This window comes from Pseudomonas sp., assembly GCF_049645325.1.
In the GTDB taxonomy this organism is placed as follows: domain Bacteria; phylum Pseudomonadota; class Gammaproteobacteria; order Pseudomonadales; family Pseudomonadaceae; genus Aquipseudomonas.
This window is the reverse complement of record NZ_JBARTQ010000374.1, coordinates 1-11,605: the sequence shown is the minus strand read 5'-3', so window position 1 is coordinate 11,605 and position 11,605 is coordinate 1. Positions and strand designations below refer to the sequence as shown.

Sequence of the window (11,605 nt, the reverse complement as noted above, 5' to 3'; positions counted from 1 at the left end):
CAGGCAAGCCAGCTCCCACATCAGATTTCGTGCAGTTAGCCGAAGGGGATGTGCCACAGAAAACTTGATCGTTCCCAAAAAGGGACCTATCGTTCCCTTTTTGGGACTCTTCGGCCTCAGCCATGCAAACCTTGCTGCTCAGCACTGCACTCTTCACCGTCACCCAGCAAAAAGTGCTGGGCCTGCTCTTCGGCAAACCCGATCAAAGTTTCTTCACCAATGAAATTGCGCGCTGGGCTCAGGTCGGCAAGGGCAGCCTCACCCGCGAGTTGGAGCGATTGCAGCGGGCGGGCATCCTGAGCATGACGCGCCAAGGCAACCAAACCCACTACCAGGCCAATCTCCAGTGCCCGATCTATTCGGAGTTGTTGGCCATTGTGCGCAAGACGCTGAGCCTGGACGAACCCTTACGCAATGCATTGGCGCCGTTCGCCGAGCAGATAACGTGGGCCTTTATCTACGGTTCCATCGCCAAGGGCGAAGCGCACTCATCCAGTGACATTGATCTGATGCTGATCGGCCAAAACCTCAACTACAGTGACGTCATGGAGCAGCTGATTCCGTTGGAAGAGCAACTGGGCCGCACCCTCAACCCGACGCTTTACACCCCCGAAGACTGGATCGGCAAATGGAATGCCGGGAACAGTTTTGTGCAGCGGGTCGTACAGCAGGACAAGATCAACCTGATGGGGGGCAACCCCCTGGAATCCACGGATGGACAGCAAGGCAAATCTGGAGAATCTGCAACGTAGTGGCGGCCTGAAGGCTGAGGCGCCTGATCGCAAGGAGTGTGAAGGGCTGATGCGCTCGGCCCGGGATCGGTTGAGGGATGCAGGTAATCCGCAATTAGCCTTCGCCAGTCGTTTCGACTTGGCGTACAACGCCGCCCACGCTATCGCGCTCACAGCTCTGCGCCTGCGCGGGTATCGCTCCGACAAACGCTATTTGGTCTTTCAATGCCTCATTCACACCGTCGACGCGAACAAGGTGCAGGTGAGGTTATTGGCGTTGTGTCATGAGCGCCGCAACCTGGCGGAGTACGAAGGGTACATGGATGAGGATGAGGCGTTGCTTGGGCAGTTGATGGAAGGCGCGACGATGCTGCTGGGCAAAGTGGAAGACGTGCTGGCTAATAATCGGTGGGAATGACGCGAGCCCTCGCAACACCGTCAATCAAATGTGGGAGCTGGCTTGCCTGCGATGGCAGTGGGTCAGCCAGGAAAGTGTCTACTGACAGGCCGCCATCGCAGGCAAGCCAGCTCCCACATTTGAAATCCCCATTTGGCTTGAATCCAGCATTCACTGATGTTTCGTTACTCCAACCGTAACATTCCACCACCCAGCTTGATTGATACCCCCCAGTTTCACTCCTAAGGTACAGCCCACGACAGCGAACCCCGTGGAGCGACCATGACAACAACCATCACCCCCGATTCGCGCTGGACGCGGCGGCGCGACGAGAAGCAGCGGCGGCTTGGGCTGGTCAGGCACTTCGCGGACGGGGCGGTGCTGCCCAGTGACAAAATCGTCGAAGCGCTTGAGGCCTTGATCCTCCCCGGCGACCGTGTGGTGCTGGAAGGCAACAATCAGAAACAAGCCGACTTCCTGTCGCGCTCCCTGGCCAAGGCCGACCCGGCCAAGCTCCACGATTTGCACATGATCATGCCCAGTGTCGGCCGTTCCGAGCACCTGGACCTGTTTGAAAAGGGCATCGCGCGCAAGCTGGATTTCTCTTTCGCCGGCACCCAATCCCTGCGCATCAGCCAGTTGCTCGAAGAAGGCCTGCTGGAAATCGGCGCGATCCACACCTACATCGAACTCTATGCGCGGCTGGTGGTGGACTTGATCCCCAACGTCGTACTGTCGGCCGGGTTTATGGCCGATCGCGCCGGTAACATCTACACCGGTGCCAGCACCGAAGACACCCCGGCGCTGATCGAGCCCGCTGCCTTCAGCGATGGCATTGTGATCGTGCAGGTCAACCAGTTGGTGGATGACGTCACTGACTTGCCCCGCGTCGACATCCCCGCCAGTTGGGTGGATTTTGTGGTGGTGGCTGACAAACCCTTTTATATCGAACCGCTGTTCACCCGCGACCCGCGCCACATCAAGCCGGTGCACGTGCTGATGGCGATGATGGCGATCCGTGGCATCTACGAAAAACACAACGTGCAGTCGCTCAACCACGGCATCGGCTTCAACACTGCCGCCATCGAGCTGATCCTGCCGACCTACGGCGAATCCCTCGGCCTCAAGGGCAAGATCTGCCGCAACTGGACCCTCAACCCGCACCCGACCCTGATCCCCGCGATCGAAAGCGGCTGGGTGGAAAGCGTGCATTGCTTCGGCACTGAACTGGGCATGGAAAACTACATCGCCGCGCGCCCGGACGTGTTCTTCACTGGCCGCGACGGCTCGATGCGTTCCAACCGGATGTTCTGCCAACTGGCCGGCCAATACGCGGTGGACCTGTTTATCGGCGCCACCCTGCAAGTGGATGGCGACGGCCATTCCTCCACGGTCACCCGTGGCCGCCTCGCCGGGTTTGGCGGCGCGCCAAACATGGGGCATGACCCGCGCGGCCGTCGCCATGGCACTCCGGCGTGGCTCGACATGCGCCACGACGACGCGCCGGAAGCCTTGCTCGAACGCGGCAAAAAGCTGGTGGTGCAAATGGTCGAGACCTTCCAGGAAGGCGGCAAACCCACCTTCGTCGAGACCCTCGACGCCGTGGAAGTGGCGCGCAAAAGCGGCATGCCGCTGGCGCCGATCATGATTTACGGCGACGACGTGACCCACCTGCTCACCGAAGAAGGCATCGCCTACCTGTACAAGGCGCGCTCGCTGGAAGAGCGCCAGGCGATGATCGCCGCGGTCGCTGGCGTCACCGCCATCGGCATGCGCCACAACCCCAAGGACACCGCGCGCATGCGCCGCGAAGGCTTGATCGCCTTGCCCGAAGACTTGGGCATCCGCCGCACCGACGCCACCCGCGAATTGCTGGCCGCCAAGAGCGTGGCCGATTTGGTCGAGTGGTCCGGTGGCCTGTACAACCCGCCCGCCAAGTTCAGGAGCTGGTAAATGCGCGCCCTCAAACTGCATGAACTGAGCCTCGCCGACCGGCTGGCGGACATGGCCGTCGATGCGCTGATCGATGAGGCGGACCTGTCGCCCAAACCCGCGCTGGTGGACCGTCGTGGCAACGGCGCGCACAGCGATTTGCACCTGGGCCTGATGCACGCGTCGGCGCTGTCGCTGTGGCCCATGTTCAAGGAAATGGCTGAAGCGGCTATCGACTGTGCAGCCATCGGCTTGCCCCTGCGCGAAGCCCTCGGACGAATCGGCCGCGAAGGCGAGCAGGCAATGCTCACCACAACGAATGGCGTAAACACCCATCGCGGCGCGATCTGGGCGCTCGGGTTGCTGACGGCCGCCGCCGCCCTGGAACCGCACGCCACCCACGCCAGCGCAATCACGTTACGCGCGGCCAAACTGGCCCTGCTCAACGACCGCTATGCCCCGCAACCCCTCAGCCACGGCGCGCAGGTTGCCCAGCGCTACGGCGCCCGCGGTGCGCGCGAAGAAGCGCAACTCGGCTTCCCGTCCGTGCTGCAACGCGGCCTGCCGCAACTGCACAAAAGCCGCCAGCAAAACGCAGGCGAACAGAACGCGCGCCTGGATGCCTTGCTCGCGATCATGACGGGCCTGGCCGACACCTGCGTGCTCTACCGTGCAGGCGAAGCAGGCCTGCAGGCCATGCAGCACGGCGCCCAGTCCGTGCTCGACGCCGGTGGCAGCGCAACCCTGGCTGGCCGTCGCCATTTGCACGAACTCGACCAGCAGTTGCTGGCCCTGAATGCCTCCCCCGGCGGCGCCGCCGACTTGCTGGCCGCCTGCCTGTTTATCGACCGCCTCGACGGAGCGTTTTGATGGAAACCTTATCCTTTGAATTCCCCGCCGGGCAGCCGCCCAAAGGCCGTGCGCTGGTGGGCTGTGTCGGCTCCGGCGACCTCGAAGTGCTGCTGGAACCGGGCACGCCCGGCACCCTGACCATTCAGGTGCAGACCTCGGTGAATGGCGCCGAGCAACGTTGGCAGCACCTGTTCGAACGGATTTTCCAGGAACAGACGCCGCCGGCCTTGAACATTGATATCCACGATTTCGGCGCCACCCCCGGCGTGGTGCGTTTGCGCCTGGAGCAGGGTTTCGAGGAGATCGGCCATGACTGACTTGCTGGCTAAACACAGCTTCGTTGAACTCGGTGCGCGGCAGCGGGCCAAGGCTTTGCTGGATGCCGGGTCTTTTCGTGAATTGATCGACCCGTTCCAGCGCGTCATGTCGCCGTGGCTCAGCCGCCAGGGCGTGGTGCCTCAGGCGGATGACGGTGTGGTGATCGCCAAGGGCAGCATTGACGCAAAGCCCGTGGTGATTGCGGCCATCGAAGGCAATTTCCAGGGCGGCAGCCTCGGTGAAGTCGGCGGTGCAAAAATCGCCGGCGCGCTGGAGTTGGCAGCCGAAGACAACCGCAAGGGCATCCCGACCCGTGCCGTGCTGCTGCTGGAAACCGGCGGCGTGCGCTTGCAGGAAGCCAACCTCGGCCTCGCGGCGATCGCCGATATCCACGCGGCGATTGTCGACCTGCGCCAGTACCAGCCGGTGATCGGTGTGGTGGCGGGCAGCGTCGGGTGCTTTGGCGGCATGTCTATCGCGGCCGGGTTGTGCAGCTACCTGGTGGTCACCCGTGAAGCGCGCCTGGGCCTCAACGGCCCGCAAGTGATCGAGCAGGAAGCTGGCCTGGAAGAGTACGACTCCCGCGACCGGCCCTTCATCTGGAGCCTCACCGGCGGCGAGCAACGCTTCAACAGCGGCTTGGCCGATCGCTATGTGGCCGATGACGTGGCGCAGATTCAACAGACCGTCACCGCCTTGCTGCAACAAGGCGTACCCGCACAGCAACGCAGCCGTCAGGTGGATTTCTACCTGGCGCGCCTGGCTGAACTGGACGCCGAACCGCAAATCGACCCGGCGACGGTGCGCGACCTGTATCAAGGAGAACGCTCATGAGAGGGCTGCAGTGGTTTAACGCATTGACCGCCGGCGCCACGCCCGTTGCGGGTTTGCCGGACTCGCTGAAAGTCGCCGATGGCAAGTTGGGCGAACACGCCGTGCGCTTTATCGCCGTGGTCACCGACGCTCAAAACCGCTTCCCCCGCGCACGCAACGGTGAAGTCGGTTTGCTGGAAGGCTGGGGCTTGGCCAAGGCGGTGGATGAAGCCATCGCCCATGGCGACAAGCGCCCGATCATTGCCATCGTCGATGTACCCAGCCAAGCCTATGGCCGTCGCGAAGAAGCACTCGGTATCCACCAGGCGCTGGCTGCCGCCGCCGACAGTTATGCCCGCGCGCGGTTGGCCGGGCACCCTGTGATCGCGCTGCTGGTGGGCAAGGCCATGTCCGGTGCGTTTCTCGCCCACGGCTACCAGGCCAACCGTTTGATCGCCCTGCGTGACCCCGGTGTGATGGTGCATGCCATGGGCAAAGCCTCGGCAGCGCGGGTGACGTTGCGCAGTGTCGAAGAGCTGGAAGCCCTGGCTGCCAGCGTGCCGCCCATGGCTTACGACATCGACAGTTATGCGAGCCTGGGTTTGCTCTGGGAGACCCTGTCGGTTAGCCAGATTGAGCAGCCCACACAGGACGATGTGGCACGGGTCGGTGATTGCTTGCTGCACGCGATCAAGGACGTGCAGAACGCTCCCCGTGACCTGAGCAGTCGCCTCGGCGCCAGCAACCGTGCCGCCTCCAGCCATGTCCGCCAACTGCTGCGGGAGCAATGGTGAACGCTCACGATTTGCTCTGGGGCATGACCCCGGCGCATCTGCCCACCGACGCACCGGCCTGGGTGCTGGAGGTGATTGCCGCTGGCCACCCGGTGGTGGTGCGTCGCGCCGTCGCCGAACCAGGCCAGGTGGCGGTGGGTGTGCGCGGACGTTTGCGTGAACAGCGTTTTGCAGCGCTGATGCCCCTCGCTGCGGTGCAGCGGCGAGTGATACCGGAGGCCCTGCGCGGCGTGGTCTCACCACGCGACTTACCCGCGCTGCGCGCACTCGAGCAACTGCGGCCGATACTGGCGCAGGAAACGTGGGGTGTCACCGGCAGCGCCGGTTTTGAGCTGGCCAGCGGAATCGAAGCGTTGCATGAGCAGAGCGATCTGGATTTGATCCTGCGCGCGCCCGAGCGGCTTGAGCGCGGTGATGCGCAGGATTTGTTGGCGATCCTGGACACGGCGGAGTGCGCCGTGGACTTGCAATTGCAAACCCCGTTTGGCGCCGTCGCCCTGCGTGAATGGGCGGGCGGATCGCGGCGGGTACTGCTGAAAACTTCCCGCGGTGCGCACCTGGTCCTCGACCCCTGGCAGGCTGTGGCATGAGCAGCCTTCTGGTGTTTCCAGGGCAGGGCGCCCAGCGCGTGGGCATGCTCCACGCGCTGCCCGCCGACGTCCTGGAAGAAGCCAGTGAAGCCTTGGGTGAAGATGTTCGCCTGCTCGATTCAGCTCAGGCCCTGGCGAGCACGCGCGCTGTGCAGTTATGCCTTCTGGTCGTCGGCGTTGCCTGCGCCCGCCAGCTTCAACACACGCCCGATTACGTCGCGGGCTTGTCCATCGGTGCTTACCCGGCGGCGGTGATCGCGGGCGCCCTGGACTTTTCCGATGCGATCAGACTCGTCAGCCTGCGTGGCGAGCTGATGCAAAGCGCTTACCCACACGGCTACGGAATGACCGCGCTCATCGGCCCGGACTTATCCACCGTTGAAACCTTGCTGGCCGCAGTCCATAGCCCCGACACGCCGGTGTACTTGGCCAATATCAACGCCGACAACCAGACCGTGATTGCCGGCAGCGACGAAGGCATGCGGCGCGTGGCCGAACGCATCAAGGGCAACGGCGTCGCCAAGCGCCTGGCTGTCAGCGTGCCGTCGCATTGCGCGTTGCTGGAAGCGCCTGCCCAAGCCCTGGCCGAGGCGTTCGTGACACTCAAGGCGCCGCGCATCACCTACCTGAGCAGCACGCGCGCGCGGCCGATCCACACCCCTGAGCAGCTGCGCGACGACCTGGCTTTCAACATGTGCCGTGTCGTGGATTGGCGCGGCACCGTGCAAAGCGCCGTTGAGCGCGGCGTACGCCTGCAAATCGAATTGCCGCCGGGCGCGGTGCTCACGGGCCTGTCACGCCGCGTGTTTGAACACGGCACGGTGATCGCCTTTGAAGGCGCGCGCCTGGACACCTTGCAGGCCCTGCTGCAAGAGGAGGCGCGCCGCCACCGATAAAGCACCACCCAAGGCTTTCGAAGCACAACAACAACAATTTCGATCGAGCACTTTGAGGACAACAACAATGATTATCTACGGTGTGGCATTGCTGGCGATCTGCACGCTTGCGGGCGTGATCATGGGCGACATGCTGGGCGTGTTGCTCGGCGTAAAGTCCAATGTGGGCGGGGTCGGGATCGCGATGATCCTGCTCATTTGCGCACGGTTGTGGATGCAAAAACGCGGCGGCATGACCAAGGACTGCGAGATGGGCGTGGGCTTCTGGGGCGCCATGTACATCCCTGTGGTGGTGGCGATGGCGGCGCAGCAAAACGTGGTCACTGCCTTGCACGGAGGCCCGGTCGCGGTGCTCGCGGCCATCGGTTCGGTGGTGGTTTGTGGTTGCACCATTGCGCTGATCAGCCGCACTCACAAGGGCGAACCCTTGCCCGATGAAGAGCCGTTGATCGCTGCGGCGGGAGGTCGTTGATATGTGGCCTCTCATCCAGAAAGGGTTGGAAAATAACGGCCTGGTCACCGCCTTTGCATTTGTCGGCGTGGTGATGTGGATTTCTGTGGTGCTGTCCAAGCGCCTGACTTTCGGGCGCATTCATGGCTCGGCGATTGCCATCGTCATCGGCCTTGTATTGGCGTGGGTGGGCGGCACGATCACGGGTGGGCAAAAAGGCCTGGCTGACGTGGCGCTGTTCTCCGGCATCGGCTTGATGGGCGGGGCGATGTTGCGTGACTTCGCCATCGTCGCCACGGCGTTTGAGGTGCAAGCCACCGAGGCGCGCAAGGCCGGGTTGATTGGCGTGATTGCGCTGCTGCTGGGCACGATCCTGCCGTTTATCGTCGGCGCCAGCATGGCCTGGGCATTTGGTTATCGTGATGCGATCAGCATGACCACCATTGGCGCTGGCGCGGTGACCTACATCGTCGGCCCGGTGACCGGCGCGGCGATTGGCGCGACCTCGGATGTGATGGCGTTGTCGATTGCGACAGGCTTGATCAAGGCCATTCTGGTGATGGTCGGCACGCCAGTGGCGGCGCGCTGGATGGGCCTGGACAACCCGCGCTCGGCGATGGTGTTCGGTGGGTTGGCCGGGACGGTCAGCGGTGTGACCGCAGGTCTTGCGGCGACGGACCGGCGGTTGGTGCCGTATGGCGCGTTGACTGCCACGTTCCACACCGGGCTTGGGTGCTTGCTGGGGCCTTCGCTGCTTTACTTCATTGTGCGAGGGTTGGTCGGCTAATGATCGTTGGCTGCAAAGTCCTCATCGCAGGCAAGCCAGCTCCCACATTTTTTGATGTGTGAATGCATTCAAGTGTGGGAGCTGGCTTGCCTGCGATGGCGGTGTCAGGCTTGCCGGTTAGCATACATCCGGCACTCTGCCAACAACGCCAGCAAATTCGGGTCACGTTCCTTGGCCTTCAAGAACACCACGCCAATATGCTGCTGTAAACGGTACCGGGGTTGCAGCGGTATCAGCTTCACGCGGTTTTCATACACCGCCGCAATCCGCCCCGGCAGCAGCGCATAACCCACCCCCGAACTGACCATGCTCAACAGCGTGAAGATGTCGTTCACCTGCATCGCCACCTTTGGCTCGAACCCCGCCTGCTTGAACACGCGGTTGCCATCCTGATGCGTGGCAAAGCCCTGGGTGAGGGTGATGAAGGTGGCGTCGCGCATGTCGGCCAGGTCGATTTCCTGCTCGCGGTCAAAGGGCGAGTCCGCCGGCGTGGCGAGGAAAATGTCGTCGGTGAACAGCGCGATCTGCTCGCAGTCGGGGTCGTTGGCGCGCTCGTCGAGGGAGATCAGGATCGCGTCCACTTCCATGTTCTTGAGCTTGTAAAGCAGGTCGAAGTTGGAGCCCAGGATCAGGTCGATGTTGAGTTCGCTGCGCCTGATTTTCAGGCCCATGATCAGCTGCGGCACGGTCTTGACCGTCAGCGAGTACAGCGAGCCGAGCTTGAAGCGTTCGGCGGAGAACCCGGCGGCTTCGCGGGTCAGGCGTACGCTGTCGACCACGTCCGCCACCAGTTTCTGCGCGCGTTCTTCCAACACGTAGGCGCTTTCCAGCGGCGTGAGGTTGCGCCCCTCGTGTTTGAACAGCGGGCAGCGCAGCGCATTTTCCAGGGAGTGGATGGCGCGGTGCACGCTGACGTTGCTGGTTTGCAGCTCGGCGGCGGCGCGGGCCAGGTTGCCGGTGCGCATGAACGCCAGGAAGATTTCCAGTTTCTTGAGGGTGAATTCTTCGTCGATCAGCATGGCCGTGGCTCGGGTTCGAATGCCGTCGATTGTGCCCCTAAAACCAGCCCGCTCCCAGCCATGAACTGCACAGGCCCAGCAGCACGCCGAGGATGATCAGCCAGATCGCGTTCAGCCGCGTGTAATACACCACGGCGGCGCTGGCCAGGGTCAGCACCAGGCTGGTCGCGTTGTTTTCCAGGCTGTTCATCAGGATGTAGGTCGAGGCGAGGATCAGGCCGATGGAGATGGGCAACAGGCTGCGTTTGACCCGTTGCACCCACGGGGTTTGCGTGTGCTTCTCCAGCCAGCCGGCACCGACATAAGCCAGCACCGAACAGGGCACCAGCTTGGCGGTCAAGGCCACCAGCGCGCCCGGCAAGCCCGCCGCCTGTTGGCCGATAAACACCAGGAACATGCCATTGGGCCCCGGCAGTGCCTGGGACAGGGCGAAAAACGCAACGAATTGCGCGTCGGTGATCCAGTGCATATCGACGACGGTGTAGCGGTGAATATCACCGATGGCCACGGTGTTGCCGCCAATCGCCATCAGCGACCACAACGCGCATTGGATCATCAGGTGCAGGAGGACGGTTTGCATCAGCCGCCCACCTTTTTCGAGCCCATGAAGCTCAGGCCCAGGGAGCTGGGGATGCTGATCAACAGCACCATCCACAGCGGCAACACCAGAACGGCCATCAATACGAAGGTCAAGACGAACGCGCTGTAGTTGGCGAGCGTCCTCGGCATGGCCTTGAGCAGGCGCAAGGTGGTGCCGAGCATCAGGCCGGTGGCAATCGGCATGACGGCGCCGAAAACCTGCTGCACCACGTCATGGCTCCACCACTTGGCGTAGGCGAAGCCGGCCAGCACGGTGATCAGCGAGGGGAACAGGTACAGCCCAACGACGGTCACAACCGCACCCGGCAAGCCATGCAGGCGCCGGCCGTAGATGATGCCGACGTTGGCGATATTCGGGCCCGGGAAGAATTGGCCGGTGGTCAGCAACTCATTGAACGCTTGCTCGCTGACCCAGCGCCTGCGATCGACCATCATCTGTCGCGCCCAGGGCATCACGCCGCCGAAGCCGAACAGGCCGACCATGGCGAAGTTGTAAAACAGCTGCCATAGGCTGGGTTGCGGCGGGGAAGGTTCACGTTCGGGCATGGAGATTACCGATAAGGCGCTTTATGGGGGGCAGGCACGTCAGCCCCACAGGATGAAGTGAATCATCTATGGGCGTGTGTATTTGGGCAAATGAAGAAAGGCGGCTACCTGATCGTGGGTGGTTGGCCTCAGAATGCCCAAGGTGATAACGGTTATTCGAGGTGAGTGACACATGTATCACGGGGAACGATTCAACGCCTGGAGCCATTTGCTCGGGGCGGTTGCAGCTTTTGTGGGTGCGGTGTGGATGTTGGTGGTGGCGAGTCTGGATGGCAGCCCCTGGAAGATCGTCAGCGTGGCGATTTACGGCTTTACGCTGTTGGTGCTGTACAGCGCGTCGACGGTGTACCACAGCGTGCGCGGGCGTCGAAAAGAGATCATGCAGAAGGTCGATCACTTTTCGATCTACCTGCTGATCGCCGGCAGCTACACGCCGTTTTGCCTGGTGACACTGCGCGGGCCGTGGGGCTGGACGCTGTTTGGCATCGTGTGGGGGCTGGCGGTGATCGGCATCCTGCAAGAGATCAAGCCACGCTCCGAGGCGCGCATTCTGTCGATCGTGATCTACGCGGTGATGGGCTGGATCGTGCTGGTGGCGGTCAAGCCGCTGATCGCCGCGCTGGGCACGGCGGGCTTTGCCTGGCTGGCTTCGGGCGGGGTGCTTTACACCGTCGGCATCATCTTCTTTGCCCTGGAGGATCGCCTGCGGCATTCCCACGGCATCTGGCACTTGTTCGTGATCGGCGGCAGCCTGCTGCATTTTGTGGCGATCATGCATTACGTGCTGTAACCGACGACTCGGTTAACAATGTGGGAGCGGGCTTGCTCGCGAATGCGGTGGGTCAGTTAGCCTTTTTACCAACTGACACACCGCCTTCG

15 protein-coding genes are annotated in these 11,605 nt (G+C 62.7%); 12 read left to right on the top strand and 3 right to left on the bottom strand.

Annotated elements, in window-relative coordinates; translation table 11 throughout:
* Window positions 1–122: 122 nt before the first annotated feature.
* From WBB95_RS16475 to madM, 11 genes are all read left to right on the top strand, one after another.
* On the top strand, window positions 123–752 hold the full coding sequence (locus tag WBB95_RS16475) for a nucleotidyltransferase domain-containing protein (RefSeq protein WP_424488558.1): 630 nt from the start codon (window positions 123–125) through the stop codon (window positions 750–752).
* Complete coding sequence (locus tag WBB95_RS16470) at window positions 715–1,149, top strand: hypothetical protein (protein WP_424488557.1); 435 nt, start codon at window positions 715–717, stop codon at window positions 1,147–1,149. Before WBB95_RS16475 ends, WBB95_RS16470 begins: the two co-directional genes overlap by 38 nt.
* Before the next feature lie 261 nt (window positions 1,150–1,410).
* The gene (gene mdcA / locus WBB95_RS16465) at window positions 1,411–3,081 is read left to right on the top strand and encodes a malonate decarboxylase subunit alpha (protein WP_424488556.1); all 1,671 of its coding nucleotides are present in this window, start codon (window positions 1,411–1,413) and stop codon (window positions 3,079–3,081) included.
* Window positions 3,082–3,930 carry a triphosphoribosyl-dephospho-CoA synthase gene (locus tag WBB95_RS16460; RefSeq protein WP_424488555.1) on the top strand — a complete coding sequence of 283 codons (849 nt, stop codon included), beginning with the start codon at window positions 3,082–3,084 and terminating at the stop codon, window positions 3,928–3,930.
* Entirely contained in the window at window positions 3,930–4,229 is a 300-nt protein-coding gene (locus WBB95_RS16455; RefSeq protein WP_015886328.1) for a malonate decarboxylase subunit delta, read from the top strand. Before WBB95_RS16460 ends, WBB95_RS16455 begins: the two co-directional genes overlap by 1 nt.
* Complete coding sequence (locus tag WBB95_RS16450; RefSeq protein WP_424488554.1) at window positions 4,222–5,064, top strand: biotin-independent malonate decarboxylase subunit beta; 843 nt, start codon at window positions 4,222–4,224, stop codon at window positions 5,062–5,064. The genes WBB95_RS16455 and WBB95_RS16450 overlap by 8 nt, the downstream gene beginning before the upstream one ends.
* Window positions 5,061–5,837: a biotin-independent malonate decarboxylase subunit gamma gene (mdcE, locus tag WBB95_RS16445; protein ID WP_424488553.1), complete on the top strand. Its 777-nt coding sequence runs from the start codon at window positions 5,061–5,063 to the stop codon at window positions 5,835–5,837. Before WBB95_RS16450 ends, mdcE begins: the two co-directional genes overlap by 4 nt.
* Window positions 5,831–6,427, top strand: a complete 597-nt coding sequence (locus WBB95_RS16440) for a malonate decarboxylase holo-ACP synthase (protein ID WP_424488552.1) — start codon at window positions 5,831–5,833, stop codon at window positions 6,425–6,427. The genes mdcE and WBB95_RS16440 overlap by 7 nt, the downstream gene beginning before the upstream one ends.
* The gene (gene mdcH / locus WBB95_RS16435; RefSeq protein ID WP_424488551.1) at window positions 6,424–7,323 is read left to right on the top strand and encodes a malonate decarboxylase subunit epsilon; all 900 of its coding nucleotides are present in this window, start codon (window positions 6,424–6,426) and stop codon (window positions 7,321–7,323) included. Before WBB95_RS16440 ends, mdcH begins: the two co-directional genes overlap by 4 nt.
* Before the next feature lie 67 nt (window positions 7,324–7,390).
* Window positions 7,391–7,795, top strand: a complete 405-nt coding sequence (gene madL, locus WBB95_RS16430; protein WP_424488550.1) for a malonate transporter subunit MadL — start codon at window positions 7,391–7,393, stop codon at window positions 7,793–7,795.
* A 1-nt stretch (window position 7,796) separates the two neighbouring features.
* Window positions 7,797–8,561 (top strand): malonate transporter subunit MadM, encoded by a 765-nt coding sequence (gene madM / locus WBB95_RS16425; protein WP_424488549.1) that lies wholly within the window; start codon window positions 7,797–7,799, stop codon window positions 8,559–8,561.
* 104 nt (window positions 8,562–8,665) lie between these two features.
* On the opposite strand, the gene WBB95_RS16420 is transcribed toward madM, so the two are convergent.
* The 3 genes from WBB95_RS16420 to WBB95_RS16410 are packed head-to-tail and all read right to left on the bottom strand — an operon-like array spanning window position 8,666 to window position 10,726.
* Window positions 8,666–9,580, bottom strand: a complete 915-nt coding sequence (locus tag WBB95_RS16420) for a LysR family transcriptional regulator (RefSeq protein ID WP_424488548.1) — start codon at window positions 9,578–9,580, stop codon at window positions 8,666–8,668.
* 37 nt (window positions 9,581–9,617) lie between these two features.
* Window positions 9,618–10,160 carry a chromate transporter gene (locus WBB95_RS16415; protein ID WP_424488547.1) on the bottom strand — a complete coding sequence of 181 codons (543 nt, stop codon included), beginning with the start codon at window positions 10,158–10,160 and terminating at the stop codon, window positions 9,618–9,620.
* Complete coding sequence (locus tag WBB95_RS16410) at window positions 10,160–10,726, bottom strand: chromate transporter (protein ID WP_424488546.1); 567 nt, start codon at window positions 10,724–10,726, stop codon at window positions 10,160–10,162. The genes WBB95_RS16415 and WBB95_RS16410 overlap by 1 nt, the downstream gene beginning before the upstream one ends.
* A gap of 172 nt (window positions 10,727–10,898) precedes the next feature.
* On the opposite strand from WBB95_RS16410, the gene trhA reads away from it, so the two are divergent.
* Window positions 10,899–11,516, top strand: coding sequence for a PAQR family membrane homeostasis protein TrhA (trhA, locus tag WBB95_RS16405; protein WP_099234810.1), 618 nt, complete (start codon window positions 10,899–10,901; stop codon window positions 11,514–11,516).
* The last annotated feature ends 89 nt before the right edge of the window (window positions 11,517–11,605 follow it).

Excerpts from the sequence above, each read along its gene's own strand:
- WBB95_RS16475 (WP_424488558.1), top strand. The coding sequence starts at position 123 with ATGCAAACCTTGCTGCTCAGCACTGCACTCTTCACCGTCACCCAGCAA.
- WBB95_RS16470 (WP_424488557.1), top strand. The coding sequence starts at position 715 with ATGGACAGCAAGGCAAATCTGGAGAATCTGCAACGTAGTGGCGGCCTG.
- mdcA (WP_424488556.1), top strand. The coding sequence starts at position 1,411 with ATGACAACAACCATCACCCCCGATTCGCGCTGGACGCGGCGGCGCGAC.
- WBB95_RS16460 (WP_424488555.1), top strand. The coding sequence starts at position 3,082 with ATGCGCGCCCTCAAACTGCATGAACTGAGCCTCGCCGACCGGCTGGCG.
- WBB95_RS16455 (WP_015886328.1), top strand. The coding sequence starts at position 3,930 with ATGGAAACCTTATCCTTTGAATTCCCCGCCGGGCAGCCGCCCAAAGGC.
- WBB95_RS16450 (WP_424488554.1), top strand. The coding sequence starts at position 4,222 with ATGACTGACTTGCTGGCTAAACACAGCTTCGTTGAACTCGGTGCGCGG.
- mdcE (WP_424488553.1), top strand. The coding sequence starts at position 5,061 with ATGAGAGGGCTGCAGTGGTTTAACGCATTGACCGCCGGCGCCACGCCC.
- WBB95_RS16440 (WP_424488552.1), top strand. The coding sequence starts at position 5,831 with ATGGTGAACGCTCACGATTTGCTCTGGGGCATGACCCCGGCGCATCTG.
- mdcH (WP_424488551.1), top strand. The coding sequence starts at position 6,424 with ATGAGCAGCCTTCTGGTGTTTCCAGGGCAGGGCGCCCAGCGCGTGGGC.
- madL (WP_424488550.1), top strand. The coding sequence starts at position 7,391 with ATGATTATCTACGGTGTGGCATTGCTGGCGATCTGCACGCTTGCGGGC.
- madM (WP_424488549.1), top strand. The coding sequence starts at position 7,797 with ATGTGGCCTCTCATCCAGAAAGGGTTGGAAAATAACGGCCTGGTCACC.
- WBB95_RS16420 (WP_424488548.1), bottom strand. The coding sequence starts at position 9,580 with ATGCTGATCGACGAAGAATTCACCCTCAAGAAACTGGAAATCTTCCTG.
- WBB95_RS16415 (WP_424488547.1), bottom strand. The coding sequence starts at position 10,160 with ATGCAAACCGTCCTCCTGCACCTGATGATCCAATGCGCGTTGTGGTCG.
- WBB95_RS16410 (WP_424488546.1), bottom strand. The coding sequence starts at position 10,726 with ATGCCCGAACGTGAACCTTCCCCGCCGCAACCCAGCCTATGGCAGCTG.
- trhA (WP_099234810.1), top strand. The coding sequence starts at position 10,899 with ATGTATCACGGGGAACGATTCAACGCCTGGAGCCATTTGCTCGGGGCG.